Below are 20117 nucleotides of genomic sequence, written 5' to 3' on the forward strand. Positions count from 1 at the left end.
GGAGGTCCTTTCTTAACCCCCCTGCTTCCCGGCGCCGGTGGACCGCAGCACCCGGTTCCAGCGGGCGACCTCGTTCTCGACGAGCTTCTGCAGCCCCTCCGGCGACCGGGCCGCCTCGTTCGAGAGGTCGCCGCCCAGGTCGAGGATGCGCTTGCGGGTGTTCTCGTCGGCGATCGCCTTCACGAGCGCCACGTTGAGCCTCTTCACGATCTCGGGCGGGGTGCCCTTCGGCGCGAAGATCGCGTTCCAGGCGCTCACCTGGAACTCCGGCAGGCCGGCCTCCTTCGTGGTCGGCACGTCCGGCAGCGCGGGCGACCGCGCCGGGAGCGCGACGGCGTACGCCTTGATCGTCCCGGCCTGGATCTGCGGGACGAGGTTCACGATCTGATCGCACATGTAATCGACCTGCCCGGCGACGAGGTCGTTCAGCGCCGGCCCGGTGCCGCGGTACGCCACGCGCGTGGGCTTCGCGCCGACGAGCGAGTTGAGGAGCGCGCAGGTGGTGAAGGAGACCGATCCGGTGCCCGCGTGCGCCTCGTTGAGCTTCTCCGAGTTCGCCTTCAGGTACGCGACGAACTCCTTGAGGTCCTTCGCGGGGAAGTCCTTCCGCGCGACGATCACGATGGGCGTGCCCGACGCGAGGCCGATCGGCGCGAAGTCCTTCCGCGGGTCGTACTTGAGCTCCGGGTACGCGGCCGGCGCGGCGCCGTGGGTGCCCATGTGGCCCATCTCGATCGTGTACCCGTCGGGCGCGGCCTGCGCCGCGCGCAGCGAGCCGGTGGTGCCGCCGGCGCCGGCGACGTTCTCCACGACGATCTGCTGCCCGAGGGTGCGGGACATGTGGTCGGCCACGATCCGGGCCACCACGTCGGTCGGCCCTCCCGCGGCGAACGGGACGATCATCGTGATCGGCCGGTCGGGATACGCGGCGCGGCCGGCGGCGGGGAGCGCGGCGGCGAGCGCCGCCACGGCGAGGAGCAGCGAGCGGGCGCTTCGAGCGTTCTGGTTCATTCGGTGAACACCTCCTCGCGGCGCTTGCGAACCGCGGGCAAGATCGCCATCGCGACCACGACGACCGCGAGGGCGAGGAACGCGGCGCTGATCGGGCGCCGCACGAACGTCGCGAGATCGCCCCGCCCGATGGCGAGGGCGCGCCGCAGGTTCTCCTCCATGAGGCGCCCGAGGACGAACCCGAGCAGGAGCGGCGCCGTCTCGAGGCCGAGTCGCCCGAGCGCCCAGCCGCCGAGGGCGAAGCCCGCGGTGAGCACCACGTCCGAGGGCGAGCTCGATACGGAGTAGATCCCGATGCACGAGAACAGCAGGATCGCCGGGAAGAGCAGCCGGTACGGCACGTTCAGGAACCGGATCCAGATCCCGATGAGCGGCAGGTTGATGACGAGCAGCATCAGGTTGCCGATCCACATGCTCGCGATGACGCCCCAGAACAGGTTGGCGTTCTTCACCATCACGAGCGGGCCGGGGACGATGCCGTGGATCGTCATCGCGCCGACCATCAGGGCCATGACCGCGTTCGGCGGGATGCCGAGGGCGAGGAGCGGGATGAAGGAGGTCTGCGCGCCCGCGTTGTTCGCGGACTCGGGGCCGGCGACGCCCTCGATCGCCCCGCGGCCGAAGCGGCGCGGGTCCCGGGCGAGCCGCTTCTCGAGCGTGTAGGACGCGAAGGGGCCGAGGACTGCGCCGTTCCCGGGCAGGATCCCGAGCGCCGCGCCGAGGAGCGTCCCGCGCGCGATCGGGCCGGCGGACTGGCGGAGCTCGCCGCCGGTCGGGAGGACCCGGCCGATGGGCTTCCTCACCACGTCCCGGTGCTCGACGACGTCGAGGTTGCGGAGCACCTCCGCGAACCCGAACACGCCCATCGCCAGCACGGCGAAGTCGATCCCGTCGGACAGGGCGCTCCACCCGAACGTCATCCGGTCCGCCCCGGTCTCGAGGTCGGTGCCGACCGTGGAGAGGAGGAGCCCGAAGAGCGTCATCGCGATGGCCTTCGGCACCGAGCCGCGCGCGAGCACCACGGCGAACGCGAGCCCGGCCGCCATGAGCGCGAAGTACTCGGCCGGCCCGAACAGCAGCGCGACCCGGGTCAGCGGCGCGGCGAGCGCGGCGATGACGAGCGTCGCCACCGTCCCCGCGAAGAAGGAGCCGATGGCCGCGACCCCGAGCGCCGCTCCCGCGCGCCCCTGCTTCGCCATCTCGTGGCCGTCGAGCGTGGTCACGACGGACGTCACCTCGCCCGGGATGTTCACCAGGATCGCGGTGGTCGAGCCGCCGTACTGCGCGCCGTAGTAGATGCCGGCGAGCATGATGAGCGCGCCGGTGGGCTCGATCCCGAAGGTGACCGGCAGGAGCATCGTGATCGTCGCGATTGGGCCGACGCCGGGCAGGACGCCGATGAGCGTCCCGACCACGCACCCCACGAACGCGAGGAGGACGTTCTGCGCCGAGAGCGCGACCGAGAAGCCGAGCGCGAGGTGCGAGAGGAGGTCGGACATGCGCGCCTAGAGCGTCACGATCCCCGGCAGGCGGAGCACGGGGATGGGCAGGCCGAGCGCGTAGCGGAAGAGCCCGACGCAGAGCGCGGTGAGGAGCACTGCGAAGACGGCCAGCTCCCGCGGCCGCGCGTCGGGCGCCGCCGCGCCGCCGATGACGACGACGAGCGGTCCGGCGACGGCGAGGCCGGCGGTGCGGATCGTGGCGGCGAACGCGAGGATCGCGATCGTCACGAGGAGCGGACCGCGCAGCCGCCAGCGCCCGATCGGCTCGCCCTCCTTCACGAACGCCGAGCCCACCAGGAGCGCGCCGGCGCCGCCGACGAGGAGCGCCAGCGCGCGCGGCAACATCCCGGGGCCCATCGCGCGGAGCCGTCCCGCGTCGAGGCCCGCGCCCGCCCAGAGCGCGATCGCGGCGACCACGAGCAGGGTGAACCCGGCGGCGAGATTCTGCGGCGCGCCGATCCGGCGCGCCGGGGCTGCGGGTTGCACCGCGTGCTGCGGCTCGCCAGACATGGGGCCTCCCGAATGGACGTGAGAGGCGATGATGACCCAGCGTGCGACTCGCCGCCCGGCCCCGAATGGGGCGTTCGGGTCAGGTGAGACCCGGGGGAGCGTGCGGCGCAGCTACGGGGCGGAAGCCGCCGCCGCGAGCAGGAGATCGTTCTCCTCCCGCGTGCCGACGGAGATCCGGATGCACCCCTCGAGCCCGGCGTAGTGGTCCTGCCGCCGCACGAGCAGCCCGTGCGAGAGGAGGTGATCGAACGCCGCCTTCGCGTCGGGCGTCCGGACGAGGAGGTAGTTCGCGGCGCTCGGGTACGGCTTCCACCGCGGGTGCCGGGAGAGGCCCTCGAGGAGCCGGGCGCGCTCGGCGCGGATCCGCTCCACGAGCGGCTTCACGTAGCCGGGGGACTCGAGGACGGTGAGGAGGATCGTCGAGGTGTGCGCGGGGATGCAGAACGGCGGGACGCACGCACGGACCACCGCCGCGACCTTCGGCGACGCGAGCAGGTACCCGGCGCGGATCCCGCCGAGCGCCCAGGACTTCGAGAAGGTCCGCAGCACGGCGACGTTCTCGTTGGCGCGCGCCAGCGGGCGCGCGTCGGTGCCGGCGAAGGCGTGGTACGCCTCGTCGACCACGAGGAGCCACCCGCGCGCCCGCGCCTTCTCGGCGAGCTCGGCGACGTCGCCCTGCTCGAACAGCTTGCCCGTCGGTGCGTGCGGGTTCGGGAGGAACAGCACGCCGCCCTCGCCGTCCATCGCCGCGAGCAGCTCCGCCTTCGGCAGCGCGAAGCCCGCGCCGAGCGGGATCCCGCGCCACGGCGTGCCCGCCGCCTGCGCGCCGCCCTTGTAGTAGGGGAACGCCGGCACCGTGTCGACGACGGTCCGCGCCGCGCTCGCGAGCGCGAGGACCAGCAGGTTCGAGCCCGGCGCGAGCACGATGCCCGCCTCGGGCCACTCCTCGTGGCGCGCCACCGCCGCGCGCACGTCCTCGGCGTGCAGCTCCGGGTACCGGTTCCAGGAGACCTTCGCGAGCCGCTCGAGGGCGCGCGCCTTCAGATCGGCGGGCAGGTCCTCGGGGCTCTCGTTCTGGTCGAGCTTCACGCGCGCGTCGACCTTGGCGTACGGGTAATCGGCGACGTTCGCGAGGTGCGGCTTGAAGGCGTTCACGCGCGGAACCTAGCACAGCTCGCCGCACCTGCCGCGTCGGCGGCGCCCGCCTCGCCGTCCGGAATTCCCGACGGACGGCGGGCGTAAACCCGCGACTTCCGGTCGGGCGCCCGCTGGCAAACCCGATGCAGAAGCGGAGAGGCGGGTGGCCGGACGGACGGCCCCGAACTCGAAACGAAGAAGGAGACAGGTCATGACGAACAAGAAGATCCCCGCTCTCATCGGTGCCGGCGTCGGTCTCACCCTCTTCCTCGCCCTCGCGCTCCTCCCGGCGCTCCTCTACGGCGGCTACGCGGGCGTGCTCCTCGCGGGCGGCATCTTCGGGACGCCGGTCACGGCCTCCATCGCGGTGCGCGTCCTCATCGTCTTCGGGATGGTCCTCGGCGTCACCGCGGTCGGCTCGCTCTTCGCGGTCGGCGGCGCGGCGGCCGGCGCGGCGGTGGGCGCGCTCCTCGGCGTGACCCCTGTCGCGAAGAAGGCGCCGGAGAAGGTGTAGCGCCCGAACGCGGAGCGAAGCGTCCGACACCCGAAGAGCCCCGGGTCCGAGAGGATCCCGGGGCTCGGTGCTTTCGGGGATCGGAGCGGCGTCGGGGTTCGGGTAGAACCGTCGCTCCCGGATGCGGAGGTGAACGCCTTGGAGATCGTCCTCGTCCTCGTCGCGCTCGTGGCCGGCGCCACCGTCCCGGTCCAGGCCGGCGTGAACGCCGCGCTCGGCCGGTACACCGGCCGCCCCGAGTGGGCGGCGTTCGTGAGCTTCTCGGTGGGGCTCGCCGGGCTCGCGGCGTGGCTCCTCGTCGGCCGGCTGCCGCCGCCCGCGCGCGCGTCGCTCGCCGGCGCGCCGGGGTGGGCCTGGACGGGCGGCCTCATCGGCGCGTTCTACGTGACGTCGATGGTGTACCTGACGCCGCGTCTCGGGGTCGCGACGACGCTCGTCCTCACGGTCGCCGGGCAGATGGCGGCCGCGCTGCTGCTCGACCAGTGGGGCGCGTTCGGCCTCGCCGTTCGTCCGATCAGCGCAACCCGCGTCGCGGGCGCGGCGCTGCTCGTCGTCGCCGTGCTGCTCATCCGCCGCTGATCCGGCGGACGCGCGGAGGCCGGTCCGCTGTCGCGGAGGAAAGCGCGACCGCGCCCCCGCTCGGGACACGCGGCCTCCGGCGCGCGTCACCATGCTCCGCCCGGATCGAGCCCGCGACCTCCGGAGCGGGCAGGAGAACGCCGATGACGCCCATGCCCATGTCCATGCCGATGATGTCCGGGTCCCCCGCGCCGATGCCGATGTCCATGCCCATGGGCATGCCGATGATGGCGCCCATGCCGATGGGCATGGGCATGGGCGGCATGCCGATGATGCCGATGCCGATGCCCATGGGCGGGATGATGCCCGGGATGATGCAGGGAATGATGCCCGGCATGATGCCGGGGATGGGCATGCCCGGCGGCATGATGATGATGCCGATGCCGATGATGTGCCGGATGTCGATGGAGATGACGAAGGACGGGATGGCCTGCACCATCATGCCGATGGACGCCGCCAGCATGGAGATGCTGAAGGAGCGGTGTCAGGCGATGATGGCGATGATGGCGATGGGGATGCCCGCCATGATGTCGTGCGGCGGCATGCCGATGATGATGATGTCGCCGATGTCGAACGCGTGAGCGTGGAGCCGCTCGTCGTGAGCCGCTCGAGCCACGAACGGGCTCGGCGGCGAGCTACCCGATGGTCTCCGCGTACGTCATGACGAGGTAGAGCACCGCCTCCGCGTCCGAGACGTTCCGGTACGCATGCGGGACGTCGGCGTGGAAGAGGATGGCGTCGCCCGCGCCGAGCGGCGCGCGCTCGCCGTCCACGACGATCTCCACCGTCCCCCGGGACACGACCAGGTTCTCGGTCGTGCCGGGCGGGTGCGCCTCCGCCCGCTCCTCGGTGCCCGGCGCGATCCGCAGCTCGTAGAGCTCGACCCGCCTCGGCGCGTCGAAGGGGAAGAGCGCGCGCGAGCTGAAGGCCCGATCCTGGCTGGTCAGGATCTTCGCGTCGCTCGCCCGGAGCACCTGCACCTCGCCGCCGGCGGCGCGCCCGGTGATGAGCGCGGAGAACGGCAGGTCGAGCGCGCTCGAGATCTTCCAGACCACGTTGATGGACGGCGCGCTCTGGCCGAGCTCGATCTGGGAGAGCATCGCCCGGGAGACCCCGGACGCGCGCGAGAGGCGCTCGAGGGAGAGGCCGCGGCGCATCCGGAGGCGGCGGAGGTTCGCGCCGACCACCGCGGTGAGGTCCCCCTCGCCGCCGGCCGCGGATCCGCCCGGCCGGGCAGCCGGCGCCCGCGCGGCGCCCTCTTCGGGCCGGTCCGGCTTCAGGCCACGGGCCATACCGGCACCCACCAGACGAGCACCGGCACCACGCGCGGCGCCGGCGCGAGCGCCATCGAGGGGCGCGGCATCGGACGAGGCGCCGGGGCGGCGCTCGCCCGGCGGGCCCGGCGGTAGCTCTCGAGGTCGACGACGACTGCGGCGGACGCGCTCATGGGAGGAATATCCGTTAAAGCGGAGAGTCTGTCAACCCGTCCGTCGCGACGGACGAAGGGGCGCGGCTCCGGCCCGGACGGTCCTCACCCGAGCGCGGCGTCGATCGTCTCGGCGAGGTACCGCGCGGCGAGCGCGACCGTCCGCTCCCCGCCGCCCGCGCTCCGCACCACGTGCGGCGCGACCTCCATGACGTCGCCGCCGGCGAGCCCGACCTCGCCCCCGAGCCGCGCGACCAGCGCCGAGACGAACGCGGGCTCGAGGCCGGCGGGCTCCGGCGTGCCCGTCGCGTCGGCGAACGCGGCGTCGGTGCCGTCGATGTCGTTCGAGAAGTAGACCTCGGAGACGCCGGTCGCCTTCACGTGGCCGACGATCGCGTCCAGCGCGGCGGCCGGATCCCGCGCGACGTCGGCGGCCCAGAACTGCCGGACGCCGAGCGTCGACTCCCAGTGCGCGCGGTCCCGCCCCGACGCGCGCGTGCCCACCTGCACGAGGCGGCCGCCGCGGCCCACGAGGTCGTTCGCATGATACGACCACGTGCCGAAGCAGTAGCGGACGCCGAGCCGCTCCGCGAGCAGGTCGGTGTGCGCGTCGATCTGCACGATCCCGAGCCCCGGGCGCGCGCCGGCGAGGGCCTTCACGACGGGCCACGCGGTCGAGTGATCGCCGCCCAGCGCGAAGACCTTCACGCGCGGGTTCTCGGCGAGCACGAGCGCGAGCGCCCGCTCGGCGACCGAGAGCGGCGAGACCGGGAGCGCGGCGCGGACGTCGGGCGGAAGGTCGGGGTGGAGCGCCGCCCGCGTCGCGGCGAGCTGGGCCTCGGACAGCATCTCGTCGTGCAGCAGCTGCGGCACGACCCGCACGTCGCCGAGGTCCACGAGCCCGGCCGCGCGCGCCCGGGCGCGCCGGCCCGGGTCGTCGGCGAGGAGCCGCGCGCGGATCGCCGACGGCCCGAGGTTCGCGCCGCGCTCGAAGCCGGCGCCCACGTCGGAGGGGATGCCGAGGAGGACGCCCCGCGCGCTCCGGATAGCGGCGAGGTCCGCGCGCCAGCGCGCCTGCACCTCCGCCTCGGACGAGGCGCCGTACAGCCGCCGCTGCAGCGCGAGCTGCTCGGCCTTGCCGGTCGAGACGAGGTGGATGCCGCCGCCGGCCGGGCGGAGGAGGCGCGCGAGCGTGTCGACGGGGTTCACTCCGTGGAGACTAGCCCGGCGCCGGGGCGGGCGCAGCCTCGCGCTCCGCTCCCGGCGCCGCCCCCCCTCAGGCGCTCTGCGCGAGCAGGAACCTCGCGAGCTTCCTGTCGGTGCCGGACACGTGGTTCTCGAGCCAGCTCCGGATGAAGCCCCCGACGCGCATCGGCTGGAGCCCCGGCCCCTTGCGCCGCTCGTGCTCCGCGGACATCTCGAGCAGCTCCTCGACGAACCCGTCGTGCTCGGCCTTGTGCGCCTCGTAGTCCGGGTAGCCGGCCTCGCGCATCCACGCCTCCTCCGCGCCGAAGTGCGTGACGCAGTAGAGCCGGAGGTACGAGAGCACGATGCCGACGTCCTGCCGCGAGGAGGCGTCGAGGCTCGCCACGAACCGGTCGGCGCGACGGAAGAGCTCCTGGTGCTGCGCGTCGATCTCCTCGATCCCCACGGCGAGCGCGGGCGTCCACGCGATCATCGATTCTCCTCGCGAGCCCGCGGCCGGGCTCCTCTCCCCCGAGCGCGCAACGTCCGCAGGCCGCCATGGACGGGCAAGCCCCTTCCGGGGAGAAAGACGCGCCAGGTAGCGGAAAGGACAGGCGGAAACTTGCGCTGGATCAGGTCCGTCGGCTCCGGCGTCACCCCGGCGATGCGTCCACCAGCCGGTCCGCCTCGTCCGGCCCTCCCCAGCCGAGCACCTGCGGGTTCTTCGGCTCGAAGAAGATCGCCGAGAGGAAGAACTGGGCGATCTCCTCGCGCACGCGCGCCGGGAGATCCTCGGGCCTCTTCACGTCGTCGCCGCGGGGGTGCTTCACCGGGACCGCGAGGATGCGATCATTCCGCACCCGCCCGTTCGTCTTCGAGTCCTGCTCGAGCCGGACCACGCCGATGGCGCGGCAGGGCACCACCACGCCGGGGAAGGTGGGCACGTCCCAGTACACGAGGGCATCGACGGGATCGTTGTCGGGCGCGCGCGTCCCCGGCACGAACCCCCAGTCGTACGGGTACGAGAGGCCGAGCGGGAGCGGGCGCGACACCGTCATCGTGCCGAGCGCGGTGTCGTACTTGATCTTCACGACCGCGCCGCGCGGCGACTCGATCACCACGCGCACGTTTCCCTGCGGGTCGCGCGCGGGCAGGCGGGCGAGATCGGCGGCCATTTGGTCGTGTCTTGTCGGACTCACCGCCGCGGGCAAAGCGATCCCGGGCCCCGGCCCGTCCGGGTCGCCCCGCTGGAACGACGGGGCGGGCGCCCGGCGCGTGGGACGGGCGTGTGAAGATGGGACCCGCCCGTTACGGATCGGGCAGGAGGCCGCCATGCTCGAGGACCAGGATCTCGTTCCGGTCGCGACGTTCGACACGCTGTCGGAGGCGGAGATCGCGAAGGGCCTGCTCGAGGCGGAGGGAATCGAGGCGGTGGTGCAGGACCGCCCGCTCGCGTCGCTGCTGCCGCCGGTCGCGTTCGCGAACGGCGGGCTCGCCCTGCTCGTGGCGCAGGACGAGCTCGCGCGGGCCCAGGAGGTCCTCGCCACGCCCGACCAGACCGGCCCGGGCGAGGGCGAGGCCGAGACGGAGGCGATGGCGGCCCCGCCGGCGCCGGACGACGGCGCCGTGTAGTGGCCCGGCGCTAGGCCTCGAACCGGCGGACCAGCTCGACGAGGGTGCGGATCGCGAACCCGGTCCCGCCCTTCGCGACGTAGCCCTTCTCCTTCGTCGCGTGCGACGGCCCCGCGATGTCGAGGTGCGCCCAGGGAACGTCCTTCACGAACGCATTCAGGAAGTGGGCGGCGGCGATCGCCCCGCCCCAGCGCTCGCCCGTGTTCTTGAGGTCGGCGCGATCGCTCTTGAGCTGCTCCTTCAGCGCCTCGGTCATCGGCATCCGCCAGACGTCCTCGCCCGCGGACCGCGCCGCCGCGAGCACCTGGTCCGCGAACGGACCCTCCGGGCCGAAGAGGCCGGCGGTCGTCATCCCGAGCGCGACCATGCACGCGCCGGTCAGGGTCGCGACGTCCACCATCGCCGCGGGCGCGAGCGTCTCGGCGGCCCAGGCGAGCACGTCGCCGAGGACCAGCCTGCCCTCCGCGTCGGTGTTGGTGATCTCGACGGTCTTCCCCGCGTACGACACGAGCACGTCGGAAGGCTTGTACGCGCGGCCGCCCGGCATGTTCTCGCAGGCGCCGAGCACGGCGTGCACCGGGAACGGCGGCTCGAGCGCGGCGATGACCCGCATCGTCCCGAGCACCGCCGCGCTGCCGGCCATGTCGGTGTTCATCGTCACCATGCTCTCGGTGGGCTTGAGGGAGAGGCCGCCCGAGTCGAAGGTGATCGCCTTCCCGACGAGGACGAGCGGCGCCTTCTTCGCCGCCGCGCCGCGCGGCGCCCAGCTCACGCGCACGAGCCGCGGCGGCTCCACCGAGCCGCGCGTCACGCCGAGGAACATGCCCATCCCGAGCGCCTGGATCTCCTTCGGCCCGCGCACCTCGACCTGCAGCCCTGCCTCCTTCGCGAGCGCCGTCGCGGCGTCGGCGAGGATCGTCGGCGTGCAGTCCGCCGGGCCGAGGTTCACGAGGTCGCGCGCCCAGGTGACGGCGCCCGCGATCTCCTTCGCGAGCCCGAGCGCGTCCTTCACCGCGCGCGCGCCCTCGGCCGCGGCGGGCACGCCCACCACGACCGTCGCGAGCGCGCGCTCCTTCTCCTCCGTCTTGTAGCGGCGGAACGCGTAGGCGCCGAGCAGTGCGCCCTCGACGATGGCGCGCGCCGCGAGCGCGGCGTCGATCCCGTCGAGCTCCGGCGCGGCGACCGCCAGGGTGCGCGCGCCGGCCTTCACCGCCGCGCGCGCGGCCTGGCCGGCTGCGACGCGGAGCGGCTCGTATCCGCTCGCGGCGAATGCCTGGGACGCCTTCGCCCGCGCGCCGAGGCCGAGGAGCAGCACCCGCGCGGCGGCCGACTTGCCGAGGGTGTCGAGGCGCAGCTCCTGTCCCGCCTTCCCCTCGAAGCGCTCCGCCCGCGTGGCCGCGCGGACCGCCCCGTCGAGGACCGCGTCCAGCGCCTTCACCCGTCCGGTGCCGCCCCCGCGGAGCTCGTCCTCGAACACGGGGACCGCGAGCAGGTCGGCGTCGATCTCCAGCGCGGGGGCGCCCGACGCCCGGACCGCGATCCCGTTCGTGCCCTTCGCCATCGTGAGCGACCTCCAAAAAGCCGTGGGAGAGCGTCGTCTAGCACGAAACCCGCTGCCGCGCGCGGGTCCTTGCCGGCGCGCGCGCGCACGACGAGGCTTCACCCCGAGCCCTGCCTCGCTCGCTCCCGGAGGAACCCCATGCTCACGTCCGAGCCGTTCACCGACGGCGCCGCCCGCGCGGCGCGCTGGCGCGAGGAGGCCGCGTTCTTCGACGCGCACGCGCCGGAGGAGGCGCGCCCGCTCGACCCGGTGGTGGTCGCGCGGTACCGGTCCTCGGCGCGGCTCTGGTTCCACAAGGAGTACCGGTTCCGGCTCCTCGGCGCCCTGGACGGGCTCGCGGTCCTCGACGTCGGGTGCGGGCTCGGCGACAACGCGATCCTGCTCGCGCTCCGCGGCGCCCGGGTGACCGGGATCGACGTCTCGCAACGGAGCGTGGAGCTCGCCGCGCGCCGGGCGGCGGCGACCGGCGTCCCGGTCCAGCCCCGGTTCGTGTGCGCGCCGATCGAGACCGCCGACCTCCCGCTCCGGAGCTTCGACGTGATCTGGGGCGACGGCGTCCTCCACCACCTCCTCCCGGAGCTGCCGAGGGTCCTCGGCCGCCTCGCGGCCGTCGCCCGGCCCGGGGCGCGCTTCGTCTTCGCCGAGCCGGTGAACCGCTTCCCGGCGCTGCGCCGGCTCCGCGAGGCGCTGCCCATCGCGATCGACGCGACCCCGGGGGAGCGGCCGCTCCTCGACGCGGAGCTCGACCTGATCCGCCGCGTCGTGCCCGACCTCACGGTGCGCGGCTTCGGTCTGCTCGGCCGCCTGAACCGGTTCGTCGTGCCGCGCGGCTACGAGGCGGCGCCGCTGGCCCGCCGCGTCCTCGCGAACGCGCTCTGCGCCGCCGATCTCGCGATCCTCTCCGCCGGGCCGGTCGCGCGCGCCGCGGCGACGGCGGTGCTGCACGGGCACCTCGCGGAGGCGCCGCCGGACCTCGACGCGGGCGCCGCGCCGGAGCCGCCGGAGCCGCCGCGCCCGAGGGCCGGATAGACGCTCAGGGCTTCGCGCGGCCGGGCCGCGGGGCGGCGGGGTGCGCCGCCGGCGCCGGGACCCGCGCCGCCTCGATCCGGCGGACCGCCTCGTCCGCCTCGGCGGCGCCGCACGAGCGCTCGCGGCTCGTCATCCCGAGAAAACCCTTCTTCACGGTCGTGCCTCCGGCCGCCTCGCGGAGGCGCGGCAGCGCCGCGGGATCGCCGAGCTCGCCGAGGCGGTGGGCCGCGGCGCGCCGCAGCTCGCAGTCGGTGTCGCCGAGGAGCGCGGCGTAGAGGCGCGTGCGGTCGACCTTCTCCTCCGCGCCGAGGTCGCGGAGCAGCGTGAGCGCGCGGAGCCGGGAGACGCCCGGGGTCGCCTCGGCCGCCGCGGCGACCGGCGGCACCGCCTCCGGGCCGGCGTCGCGGAGCAGCCGCGCGGCGCGATCGGCGAGCCGCTGATCCCGGGCGAGGTCGGACGCGAGGTCGTCGAGCGCCGCGCCGTCGAGCGGCGCCACGCGCTGCGCCGCCTCGTACGCGTCGACGGCGGCGGCCCACTGCCCGGTGCGCTGGAGCGCGCGGGCGCGGAGCAGGAGCAGCTCGGCGTCCCCGGGGCGGCGGCGCAGCGCGGCGTCGGCGGTGGCGCGAGCCTCCGCGGCGCGGTTCGCGGCGAGCAGGTCGCGGATCTCCCCGGCCATCCGGCCCGTCCTCCACGCGTGCAAGGCGCCGGCCCCGGCGGCCAGCGCGAGCGCCGCGACGGCGGCGGCGACGACGAGCGGCCGGGCCCGCGCGAGCGCCACGGCACGGCGGGCGCCCTCCGCGGCGGCGGCCGCTGCGCGGGCGGCGGCGCCCCGCACCCGCGCGGCGTCCAGGGCCCGTGCGAGCGACCAGGAAGGGCCGGAGCGCGAGGGCGTCGCGCCCGCAGGCGCGGCGCCGAGCTCCTGCGTCGCGGCGGGGCCGCCGAGCGCGCTGCTCGCGTGGGACGCCGCGGACGCCGAGATCGGCACCGGCGAGAGGGCGAGGGGTGGCGCCGGCGTGGCGCCGGCCGGCAGCTCGAACGCGGGGCCGAGCGCGGCGGCCAGGTCGTCCCGGAGCGCGGCCGCGCTCGCGGGCCGGTGCGCGGGGTCCTTCGCGCACGCGCGCCCCACGATGGCGACGAGCCCGGGCCACGCGGCGAGGTCGGGCCGCGGCTCGGTGAGCGGCGGCAGCGGCTTCGTCGCCTGCATCATGAGCAGCCCGCGCGCGTCGTCGGCCTTGAAGGGATGGCGGCCGGCGAGCATCCGCCAGGCGATGAGACCGACGGTGTACAGGTCCGAGCGCGCGTCCACGGCGCCGCCCATCGCCTGCTCCGGCGAGAGGTACTCCGGCGTCCCCACCACCATCCCCGCCTGCGTGGCGCTGCCGCTCGCCGGGTCCGCGATCTTGCAGATCCCGAAGTCCAGGATCTTCGTGACCTCGCGGCCGGAGGCGGTGCGCGCGAGGAACACGTTCTCGGGCTTGAGATCGCGGTGCACCACGCCCATGGCGTGGGCGGCCTCGAGCCCCGAGCAGACCTGCCACAGGATCGGCACCGCGTCCTCGGGCGCGAGGAAGCTCTCGCGACGGAGGCGGTCGAACAGGCTCTCGCCCGCGAGCAGCTCCATGACGAGGAAGAGGTGACCCTCCGCGCTCCGGCCGAAGTCGGTGACGCGCACGATGTTCTCGTGCTCGAGCGCGCTCGCGATCTCCGCCTCGCGGCGGAAGCGCTCGACGATCTCGGGCGTGGACGAGAGATCGCTGCGGAGCACCTTCACCGCGACCTCCTTGCGGAGGTGGACGTGCCGCGCGCGGAACACCGCGCCCATGCCGCCCGTCGCGAGGTGCGAGACGAGCTCGTACCGTCCGTCGAGGGTCGTCCCGACGAGCAGCTGGGGCTCGAAGGTGGTGTACGAGGGGGCGGGCTCGGGCACGCGGGGGCGGATTCTAACCTGCCTTCGCTCCGGGCAGGCTGCCCGACACGTGGGACAGCGCCGCCTGCCCACCCGCGCCTACCCCGTCCGGCGCGCACGCACGGTGCGCGCATGCACGGTGCGCATGCGGACCGCGCGTCCGGTCGGCTACGCGGCCGCGCCCCGACCGACGGCGCGCTGGAGGGCGCGCTCGAGCCGGTCCGCGGCGTGGCTCCAGAGGAAGCGGCCGGCGACCCGCGCCCGGCCGCGGGCGCCCATCGCCCTCGCCCGGAGCGGATCGTCGAGCAGCCGCTCGAGCGCGCAGGCGAGCGCCACCGCGTCGCCCGGCGGGACGAGGAGCCCGGTCTCGCCGTCCTGGACGATCTCCGGGACCGCCTCGATCCGCGTTCCGACGCACGGCACCGCGCACGCCATCGCGTCGAGGTACGCGATGCCGAACGGCTCGCGGAGCGTGGGGAGCGCGAACACCGTCGCCTGCGCCAGGAGGTCGGGGAGCTCGTCGAACGCCACCGGGCCGATGTGGAACGCGCCCTCCGGAAGCGGCGGCAGCACGGCGGGTCCGGCGACGAGCAGCCGCGCCTTCGGCACGGAGCTGCGGAGCCGCACGAACGCGTCGAGGAGGATCCGCCCGCCCTTCCGCTCGAAGTCCTTCCCGACGAACAGGACGGTCCGTCCGTCGTCGAGGCGCGGCGCGGCGGCCGGGAAGACGTTCGCCCCCGCGCCGACCACCGCGATGCGCGCGGGGTCCACCCCGTAGTCGGCGACGAGCGAGCGGGCGACGTTCTCGGAGAACGTCGCGAGGAGCCGCGCGCCCCGGTACACCGCGGCCTCGCGCGCCCGCCAGCGGGCGCCGTAGTCCGGCGGCGGCTCGAGGCCGGCCCGGGGCCACGGCGGGCTGCGCATGGCGAGGGCGCGGGTGTGATCGAGGAGCAGCGCGTAGGGGAGGCGCGGCGGCAGCCCGGGCGCGAAGAGCGCCCCGTTCTGCAGGACGAGATCCGGGGTGGGCCGGAGCGTCGCGAGCAGCTCGCCCGCGCGCCTGGCGTGGTGATCCCAGGCATACGTCGTGTTCCAGCGGTGCCTCAGCGCGAGGCGGCCGAAGCGCGCCGCGGCGAGCGCGAGGTGGAGCGCGACCGCCGGCATCGGCCTCAGGCGGCGCGTCGCCGGGTCCCTGGGCTCGAGCCCGCCGGTCGGCGTCACGAGCTGGACGTCGTGCCCGCGGCGAGCGAGCGCGTCGGACACGGCCGCCGTCACGCCGCTCTGGGCGCCGTAGTGGACGTACGCGATCGAGAGTGGTCGCCCCCGCATCCCCGTTCCCCCTCGGGCTCAAGGTGAGGTCCGGGCGGGTGAAGGGGAAGCCGGTCTGGGGCGTCCGAGGGACCGGGCGGGTGGCTTGGTCCCTCAGGCGTCGGGCGTGGGATCGGGCGGCGTGGCGAGCGGGTCCGCGCCACGGACGGTCGGTCCGTCAGACGTCCGGCGGGCGCTGGCCGTGACGGGCGGTGACGACGGTGTGGATGCCGCCGCGGACCGCGAAGTCACCCACCACCTCGATCCAGCGCGGCGACAGCGCGGCCACGAGGTCGTCGCAGATCCGGTTCGTCACCGCCTCGTGGAACGTGCCCTCGTCGCGGAAGCTCCACAGGTAGAGCTTCAAGCTCTTCAGCTCCACGCAGCGCTCGGCCGGCACGTAGCGGAGGCGGATCGTCGCGAAGTCCGGCTGACCGGTCATCGGGCAGACGCAGGTGAATTCCGGGCACTCCATCGCGATGACGAAGGGGCGGTCAGGTTTCGGGTTCGGGAACGTCTGCAACTCACGAGAGGGCTTCGTCGGCATGAATCGGTAGATCTTTCGAGTCGTGGGAGGCGATCGCTCCCTGACCAGGGCTGTCGGGTTTTCCGGCCTGCGACTGAAAGCTTTACAGGTTCCGGTCGCGGCGCGCGCGCCAAGCCCCTGTAACGCCGGCCATGGCTGGAAGGCAAGAGTATTGCTACTGCTGGTCGGCAAGACCGCACTTCGGAGGGAGCATGACGACGAGGGCCCACCGCCGTTCGATGAAGAAGGCCTCGAAGCGCATCGTGACGACGCTCGGCGATCTGATCTCCGCCGCCTACGAGGCGGTTCCGGGGATGGGCGACAAGAAGCTCGAGCGCGCCCTCACGCTGCTCACCCGCTCGCCGCTCGCGCGCCACCTGAGCCCGCACGTCGAGTTCGTTCGCTGATCGCCAGCGCTCCTGCGGCGCGCGCGTCCCCCCTTCACGCCGCGCCGCAGCGGGCGCACCCCTTCAGCCTCGCTCCCCCGCCGGCCGCGGCAGGCTCCGCGCCCGGGCGGGGGAGTCGCCTTCCGCACTCCGGGCACCGCGCCACCGCGAGCGTCGACACGAACACCGCGAGCAGGACGCCCGCGCCGAGCACGCCCGCGGCACCGCCCCAGGTCGCCCCCGCCACCTTGACGAGCGCGGCGGCGCCGAGCGCGCTCGCGACCACCCACGGCAACACCTTGCGCGCCGCGACGGCGCGCGCTCGCTCCCGCGTGATGGGATCTCCGCCGCCGTTCACTGGAAGAGCTGCCGCGCCGAGGCGAGGGCGAGGATGAGGAGCACCAGCGCCTCGCCGGTGATGAACCCGGACGCGAGCGGCGTGTTGTAGACGTCCTCGGTGCGGGGCGAGAGGCGCTTCCAGAGGTCCTGGACGATGCCGCCGATCACCATGGGGACGATGGCGAACCCGGGGATGAGCATGCCGAGGCCGATCGCGGTCGGCGACGGGACGAACCTCCCGTAGCGCGGGCTCGCCTCGAGCAACGTCAGGATCACGCCGACGACGAGCGCGATCACGAGCGCCCAGAGCGCGCTCGGCGGCAGCGCGCCGAAGCCCTTCGCGAGGAGCTCCGCGAACCCCGCCCACTTCACGCTGATGGGCGACGAGAGCCCGCCCTCGCCGCCGACGCCGTACTTGGCCTTGAGCGCCGGGTAGGCGAAGGCGACGGCGGCTGCGCCGATGGGGACGCCGATGAGCTGCAGGTAGGTGAGGTTCCGGTTCGTCGAGCCCACGATCTTGCCGGCCCGGTAGTCCTGCATGAGGTGCTCGCCGTTCGCCGCGACGGAGCCGCTCATCCCCGAGCCGATCATGTTGATCGGGACGTGGCCGGGCGCGATCACCGCGAACACCGCCTGCATCACGTTCGCCATGGCGCTGATCGGCGCCCAGTTCGTCTCGCCGAGGACCCGGATGCCCACGAGCATCAGGATGATCGACAGGCCGATGGAGACGAGCGTGAGCCAGATCGGGAACCCGAGCGACACGTGCTGCACGACGGCGAGGACGGTCCCGCAGGCGACGACGCCCCAAACCACCCAGCGCATCGGGAAGTCGCCACCGTCCTTCGCCTCCTTCCCGGAGAGGCCCTGGAACGTCTTCGCGATGACCTTCCACTTGAGGGCGAGCGCGGCGAGGCCGCCGGCGACCATGAGCCCGGTGGCGGGCCACATGATCCACCGCTGCAGCACGGCGTTGAACGTGAGCTCGGGGACGAGCCCCGCGCGGAAGAGCGGCCCCGGCGCGACGATCCACGCGAGCACGAGGCCGATGGCCATCGAGAGGGTGATGCGCAGGCCGACGAGGAGCCCGGCGCCGAGCGAGAGGACGCCGAGCTCGGAGCCGACCCGGAGAGCCTCCGCGTGCGGCGTGATGAAGGTGAAGGCGATCTCGTCCTTGAGCCACGTCCACCGCGGCATCCACGAGAAGTGCTGCCGGAGGAGCACGAACAGCGCCGACACGGCGCCCCCGACGCCGAGGGCGGCGACGCGGGGCCCCGCCTGCTTCGGGCCCTGATCGAGGACGAGGAGGGTCTCGCCCGCCGCGGTCCCGTCCGCGAACGGGAGGTTCTCCTGGTCGATGTAGTGCTTCCGCAGCGGCACCGCGAGGAGCACGCCGAGGAGGCCCGACGGCGCGAGCCAGGCGAAGATCTGCAGCGGGCTGAGGTGGAGATTCAGGAGGCCGCGGGCGTTCAGCATGTCGATGGCCGCGAGGACGACGGCCATGAAGCCGACGCCCGACCCGGCCGCGGTGCCGGCGGTCTGGACGAGGTTGTTCTCCCAGCGCGTCGCGCGGACCCGCGTCACGAGGCCGACGAGCGAGATCGCGATGAAGCCGAGGAACGCGGAGACCACGGACATGTTCGGCCCGTAGCCGATCCGGAGCACGACCGTCGGCTCCGCCGCGCCCATCAGCGCCGCGACGCACATCGCGACGAGGACCGCGCGCAGCGTCAGCTCTCGGTGCGGGGCCGGCGCGGGGGCGGGGGCCGGGGTCTCGTGGACGGGCTGGGAGAGGTCGCGCATGCGGGGCGGACTGTAACCCGGGCGCCCCGCGGCGGCCCACTCAAAGGGCGGGCCGGACCACCACGCGCGTCGTGGTGGCGCGGGGGGTGGCGGGCGAGCGGGCGGGTGGAGCGGCGGGGGCGGGCGGGGTCGCCGGCCGGCGATCGGGGACCGGGTGTGCGTTCGGCACCGCCATCGCCTTCGCCGCGGAGCGCGCGACCGCCGCGCGCGCCTCCGGGGCGGCCGCGCCCGAGGCCTCCGCGAGCCGCGGCGCGGCGGGGGCGCGCGCCGGGTCCGCCGGGACGTACACGAAGTACCGCCCGACCCGCCGCGCGAGGCGGTACCCGCGCCGGACCTCGGCGACCACCGCCGGCCCGAGGTCGCCGCGGGCGTACCAGGCGTCCGCGCCGGGGTCCGCGAGATCGCGGAAGAGGATCACCGCCGCGGGCCGGCGGGCGCGCAGCGCCTCGAGGAGCGGGCGCGCCATCCCCTCGTCGCGCTCGGAGACGAGCCGGAGCATCCACGGGTCCTGGACGAGCGGCGTGGCGCCGGCGAGGAGCGGGACGAGGGGATCCTCCGAGACGAGCGGCGCGGGCGCGGACGCGAGCACGCCGCGGATCTCCGCGAGGCGGGAGACCGCCCGGTCCGTCGTCCAGGTCGAGAGCGCGACGAGGACCCCCGCGAGCGCGGCGACGGGCGCGCCGGCCCGGGCGGCGGCGCCGGCGAGGCCGGGCGTCGTCGCGCACGCGCCGAGGAGGACGGCGCTCGCGGCCTCGAGCTCCAGGAGGTGGTTCACGCCGGTGCCCGGCGACGCGAAGATCGCGAGCGCGCCGGCGAGCGCGGCGCCGACCCAGAGCGCGGGCAGGAGCCGGGGATCGCCCGGGTCGAGCCGGGGCCCGCCCGCCGGGCGGAGCATGCGCCGGGCGGAGAGCACGAGCGCGACGAGCGCCGCCGCGACGAGGACGGCCCCGCCGCGGTCCTCGACGGCGAAGAGGTGGGCGAGCCGGAGCGGGCTCCGCGCGAGGTCGCCCGCGCCCGCCCCGCCCGCGGCGCACGCGACGAGGATCGCGAGGAACCGGCCCGAGGAGAGCGCGTCGGTGGCGAGGACCACCGCCGCCGACCCCGCGGCGACGGCGGCCGCGAGGGCGAGCGCCGCCCGCCGGCGCCCGAGCACCGCGAGGTAGGTCGCGGCGGCTGCCGCCGCCGTGAGCGCGGTCGGCTTCGCCGCGAACGCGAGCACGAGCGCTCCGGCCGCGCCCGCGAGCCGCCGCGGGCCCGGCGCGCCGGCGACGAGCGCGAGCCCGGCGGCCTCCAGCGCGACCGCGAGGAGATCGCCGCGCACCGCCGCGAGCGCGTGCTGGCCGGCGAACCCCGCGGCGGCGAGGACGGCGAACGCCGCGGCGGGGACCCGCGCGAGCCCGAGCCGCCGGAGGAGCGCCCACGCGGCGACGGCGAGGAGCGCGCCCGCGCCGAGCGAGAGCGCGAGCCCGGCGGGGAGGAGCGGCGCCCCGAGCCGGACGAGCCCGGCGTGCAGCGCGAACGCGAGCGGGAAGAACCGGGTGCCGCCGAAGCCGAGCGCGGGATCGTGCAGCGGCCGGTACAGCGTGCCCCGGGCGAGGTCGTCCGCGAGGGCCATCCACGCGCCGGAGACGTGGTTCAGCGCGTTGCCGCTCTCCCACGCCGCCGGGAGCCGCGCGAGCGTCACCGCGGCGAGGGCGCCCGCGAGGGCGGCGAGCAGCCGGTCCGGGCGCCGCATCACCAGCGAAATGGCACCGCCGCCGCGATCG

Annotated in this window: 23 protein-coding genes; 5 read left to right on the top strand and 18 right to left on the bottom strand. The window is 75.0% G+C overall.

The window, feature by feature from the left end:
• Positions 1 to 12 precede the first annotated feature (12 nt).
• The 4 genes from AMOR_RS14515 to AMOR_RS14530 all read right to left on the bottom strand — a co-directional run bounded on the left by AMOR_RS14515 (position 13) and on the right by AMOR_RS14530 (position 4178).
• The gene (locus tag AMOR_RS14515; RefSeq protein WP_248362445.1) at positions 13 to 1011 is read right to left on the bottom strand and encodes a tripartite tricarboxylate transporter substrate binding protein BugD; all 999 of its coding nucleotides are present in this window, start codon (positions 1009 to 1011) and stop codon (positions 13 to 15) included.
• Positions 1008 to 2510, bottom strand: coding sequence for a tripartite tricarboxylate transporter permease (locus tag AMOR_RS14520; RefSeq protein WP_248362447.1), 1503 nt, complete (start codon positions 2508 to 2510; stop codon positions 1008 to 1010). Before AMOR_RS14520 ends, AMOR_RS14515 begins: the two co-directional genes overlap by 4 nt.
• Positions 2511 to 2516: 6 nt before the next feature.
• Positions 2517 to 3023 (bottom strand): tripartite tricarboxylate transporter TctB family protein, encoded by a 507-nt coding sequence (locus tag AMOR_RS14525; RefSeq protein ID WP_248362449.1) that lies wholly within the window; start codon positions 3021 to 3023, stop codon positions 2517 to 2519.
• A 111-nt stretch (positions 3024 to 3134) separates the two neighbouring features.
• A complete protein-coding gene (locus tag AMOR_RS14530; RefSeq protein WP_248362450.1) occupies positions 3135 to 4178 on the bottom strand; it encodes a pyridoxal phosphate-dependent aminotransferase in 1044 nt (347 codons plus the stop codon).
• Between the two features lie 193 nt (positions 4179 to 4371).
• Here AMOR_RS14530 and AMOR_RS14535 point away from each other — a divergent pair, with 193 nt between their 5' ends.
• Entirely contained in the window at positions 4372 to 4674 is a 303-nt protein-coding gene (locus AMOR_RS14535) for a hypothetical protein (RefSeq protein ID WP_248362451.1), read from the top strand.
• 138 nt (positions 4675 to 4812) lie between these two features.
• Positions 4813 to 5253 carry a DMT family transporter gene (locus AMOR_RS14540; RefSeq protein WP_248362453.1) on the top strand — a complete coding sequence of 147 codons (441 nt, stop codon included), beginning with the start codon at positions 4813 to 4815 and terminating at the stop codon, positions 5251 to 5253.
• Here the strand turns inward: AMOR_RS14540 and AMOR_RS14545 are convergent.
• From AMOR_RS14545 to AMOR_RS14570, 7 genes are all read right to left on the bottom strand, one after another.
• Positions 5240 to 5716, bottom strand: coding sequence for a hypothetical protein (locus AMOR_RS14545; protein WP_248362455.1), 477 nt, complete (start codon positions 5714 to 5716; stop codon positions 5240 to 5242). The two genes, AMOR_RS14540 and AMOR_RS14545, sit on opposite strands and share 14 nt — an antisense overlap.
• Before the next feature lie 21 nt (positions 5717 to 5737).
• Positions 5738 to 5869, bottom strand: coding sequence for a hypothetical protein (locus AMOR_RS29655; RefSeq protein WP_256468132.1), 132 nt, complete (start codon positions 5867 to 5869; stop codon positions 5738 to 5740).
• A gap of 19 nt (positions 5870 to 5888) precedes the next feature.
• Positions 5889 to 6545 carry a helix-turn-helix domain-containing protein gene (locus AMOR_RS14550; RefSeq protein ID WP_248362457.1) on the bottom strand — a complete coding sequence of 219 codons (657 nt, stop codon included), beginning with the start codon at positions 6543 to 6545 and terminating at the stop codon, positions 5889 to 5891.
• The gene (locus tag AMOR_RS14555; protein WP_248362459.1) at positions 6530 to 6700 is read right to left on the bottom strand and encodes a hypothetical protein; all 171 of its coding nucleotides are present in this window, start codon (positions 6698 to 6700) and stop codon (positions 6530 to 6532) included. Before AMOR_RS14555 ends, AMOR_RS14550 begins: the two co-directional genes overlap by 16 nt.
• Positions 6701 to 6784: 84 nt before the next feature.
• On the bottom strand, positions 6785 to 7888 hold the full coding sequence (locus AMOR_RS14560; protein ID WP_248362461.1) for an arginase family protein: 1104 nt from the start codon (positions 7886 to 7888) through the stop codon (positions 6785 to 6787).
• 67 nt (positions 7889 to 7955) lie between these two features.
• On the bottom strand, positions 7956 to 8357 hold the full coding sequence (locus AMOR_RS14565) for a bacteriohemerythrin (RefSeq protein ID WP_248352275.1): 402 nt from the start codon (positions 8355 to 8357) through the stop codon (positions 7956 to 7958).
• 160 nt (positions 8358 to 8517) lie between these two features.
• Entirely contained in the window at positions 8518 to 9039 is a 522-nt protein-coding gene (locus AMOR_RS14570) for an inorganic diphosphatase (protein WP_248352276.1), read from the bottom strand.
• A 157-nt stretch (positions 9040 to 9196) separates the two neighbouring features.
• Here AMOR_RS14570 and AMOR_RS14575 point away from each other — a divergent pair, with 157 nt between their 5' ends.
• Positions 9197 to 9496 carry a putative signal transducing protein gene (locus AMOR_RS14575; protein WP_248352277.1) on the top strand — a complete coding sequence of 100 codons (300 nt, stop codon included), beginning with the start codon at positions 9197 to 9199 and terminating at the stop codon, positions 9494 to 9496.
• 10 nt (positions 9497 to 9506) lie between these two features.
• On the opposite strand, the gene AMOR_RS14580 is transcribed toward AMOR_RS14575, so the two are convergent.
• Positions 9507 to 11057 carry a leucyl aminopeptidase gene (locus AMOR_RS14580; RefSeq protein ID WP_248352278.1) on the bottom strand — a complete coding sequence of 517 codons (1551 nt, stop codon included), beginning with the start codon at positions 11055 to 11057 and terminating at the stop codon, positions 9507 to 9509.
• A gap of 138 nt (positions 11058 to 11195) precedes the next feature.
• On the opposite strand from AMOR_RS14580, the gene AMOR_RS14585 reads away from it, so the two are divergent.
• On the top strand, positions 11196 to 12086 hold the full coding sequence (locus AMOR_RS14585; RefSeq protein ID WP_248352279.1) for a class I SAM-dependent methyltransferase: 891 nt from the start codon (positions 11196 to 11198) through the stop codon (positions 12084 to 12086).
• 4 nt (positions 12087 to 12090) lie between these two features.
• Here AMOR_RS14585 and AMOR_RS14590 read toward each other — a convergent pair whose 3' ends face one another.
• The 3 genes from AMOR_RS14590 to queF all read right to left on the bottom strand — a co-directional run bounded on the left by AMOR_RS14590 (position 12091) and on the right by queF (position 15844).
• Positions 12091 to 14013 carry a serine/threonine-protein kinase gene (locus AMOR_RS14590; protein ID WP_248352280.1) on the bottom strand — a complete coding sequence of 641 codons (1923 nt, stop codon included), beginning with the start codon at positions 14011 to 14013 and terminating at the stop codon, positions 12091 to 12093.
• A 147-nt stretch (positions 14014 to 14160) separates the two neighbouring features.
• Positions 14161 to 15318: a glycosyltransferase family 4 protein gene (locus AMOR_RS14595; RefSeq protein ID WP_248352281.1), complete on the bottom strand. Its 1158-nt coding sequence runs from the start codon at positions 15316 to 15318 to the stop codon at positions 14161 to 14163.
• A 157-nt stretch (positions 15319 to 15475) separates the two neighbouring features.
• Positions 15476 to 15844, bottom strand: coding sequence for a preQ(1) synthase (gene queF, locus AMOR_RS14600; protein ID WP_248352282.1), 369 nt, complete (start codon positions 15842 to 15844; stop codon positions 15476 to 15478).
• A 191-nt stretch (positions 15845 to 16035) separates the two neighbouring features.
• On the opposite strand from queF, the gene AMOR_RS14605 reads away from it, so the two are divergent.
• Positions 16036 to 16230: a hypothetical protein gene (locus AMOR_RS14605; protein WP_248352283.1), complete on the top strand. Its 195-nt coding sequence runs from the start codon at positions 16036 to 16038 to the stop codon at positions 16228 to 16230.
• 34 nt (positions 16231 to 16264) lie between these two features.
• Here AMOR_RS14605 and AMOR_RS14610 read toward each other — a convergent pair whose 3' ends face one another.
• Genes AMOR_RS14610 through AMOR_RS14620 form a run of 3 tightly spaced genes read right to left on the bottom strand, consistent with a single transcriptional unit; the run spans position 16265 to position 20086 of the window.
• Complete coding sequence (locus AMOR_RS14610) at positions 16265 to 16567, bottom strand: hypothetical protein (protein WP_248352284.1); 303 nt, start codon at positions 16565 to 16567, stop codon at positions 16265 to 16267.
• Positions 16564 to 18351, bottom strand: coding sequence for an OPT/YSL family transporter (locus tag AMOR_RS14615; protein WP_248352285.1), 1788 nt, complete (start codon positions 18349 to 18351; stop codon positions 16564 to 16566). Before AMOR_RS14615 ends, AMOR_RS14610 begins: the two co-directional genes overlap by 4 nt.
• A gap of 40 nt (positions 18352 to 18391) precedes the next feature.
• On the bottom strand, positions 18392 to 20086 hold the full coding sequence (locus AMOR_RS14620; RefSeq protein WP_248352286.1) for a hypothetical protein: 1695 nt from the start codon (positions 20084 to 20086) through the stop codon (positions 18392 to 18394).
• Between the last annotated feature and the right edge of the window lie 31 nt (positions 20087 to 20117).

Origin of the sequence: Anaeromyxobacter oryzae (genome assembly GCF_023169945.1) — a bacterium.
In the GTDB taxonomy this organism is placed as follows: Bacteria; Myxococcota; Myxococcia; order Myxococcales; family Anaeromyxobacteraceae; genus Anaeromyxobacter; species Anaeromyxobacter oryzae.

Excerpts from the sequence above, each read along its gene's own strand:
- AMOR_RS14575 (WP_248352277.1), top strand. The coding sequence starts at position 9,197 with ATGCTCGAGGACCAGGATCTCGTTCCGGTCGCGACGTTCGACACGCTG.
- AMOR_RS14570 (WP_248352276.1), bottom strand. The coding sequence starts at position 9,039 with ATGGCCGCCGATCTCGCCCGCCTGCCCGCGCGCGACCCGCAGGGAAAC.
- AMOR_RS14605 (WP_248352283.1), top strand. The coding sequence starts at position 16,036 with ATGACGACGAGGGCCCACCGCCGTTCGATGAAGAAGGCCTCGAAGCGC.
- AMOR_RS14545 (WP_248362455.1), bottom strand. The coding sequence starts at position 5,716 with ATGCTGGCGGCGTCCATCGGCATGATGGTGCAGGCCATCCCGTCCTTC.
- AMOR_RS14520 (WP_248362447.1), bottom strand. The coding sequence starts at position 2,510 with ATGTCCGACCTCCTCTCGCACCTCGCGCTCGGCTTCTCGGTCGCGCTC.
- queF (WP_248352282.1), bottom strand. The coding sequence starts at position 15,844 with ATGCCGACGAAGCCCTCTCGTGAGTTGCAGACGTTCCCGAACCCGAAA.
- AMOR_RS14580 (WP_248352278.1), bottom strand. The coding sequence starts at position 11,057 with ATGGCGAAGGGCACGAACGGGATCGCGGTCCGGGCGTCGGGCGCCCCC.
- AMOR_RS14595 (WP_248352281.1), bottom strand. The coding sequence starts at position 15,318 with ATGCGGGGGCGACCACTCTCGATCGCGTACGTCCACTACGGCGCCCAG.
- AMOR_RS14620 (WP_248352286.1), bottom strand. The coding sequence starts at position 20,086 with ATGCGGCGCCCGGACCGGCTGCTCGCCGCCCTCGCGGGCGCCCTCGCC.
- AMOR_RS14615 (WP_248352285.1), bottom strand. The coding sequence starts at position 18,351 with ATGCGCGACCTCTCCCAGCCCGTCCACGAGACCCCGGCCCCCGCCCCC.
- AMOR_RS14515 (WP_248362445.1), bottom strand. The coding sequence starts at position 1,011 with ATGAACCAGAACGCTCGAAGCGCCCGCTCGCTGCTCCTCGCCGTGGCG.
- AMOR_RS14585 (WP_248352279.1), top strand. The coding sequence starts at position 11,196 with ATGCTCACGTCCGAGCCGTTCACCGACGGCGCCGCCCGCGCGGCGCGC.
- AMOR_RS14555 (WP_248362459.1), bottom strand. The coding sequence starts at position 6,700 with ATGAGCGCGTCCGCCGCAGTCGTCGTCGACCTCGAGAGCTACCGCCGG.
- AMOR_RS14565 (WP_248352275.1), bottom strand. The coding sequence starts at position 8,357 with ATGATCGCGTGGACGCCCGCGCTCGCCGTGGGGATCGAGGAGATCGAC.
- AMOR_RS14550 (WP_248362457.1), bottom strand. The coding sequence starts at position 6,545 with ATGGCCCGTGGCCTGAAGCCGGACCGGCCCGAAGAGGGCGCCGCGCGG.
- AMOR_RS14525 (WP_248362449.1), bottom strand. The coding sequence starts at position 3,023 with ATGTCTGGCGAGCCGCAGCACGCGGTGCAACCCGCAGCCCCGGCGCGC.
- AMOR_RS14535 (WP_248362451.1), top strand. The coding sequence starts at position 4,372 with ATGACGAACAAGAAGATCCCCGCTCTCATCGGTGCCGGCGTCGGTCTC.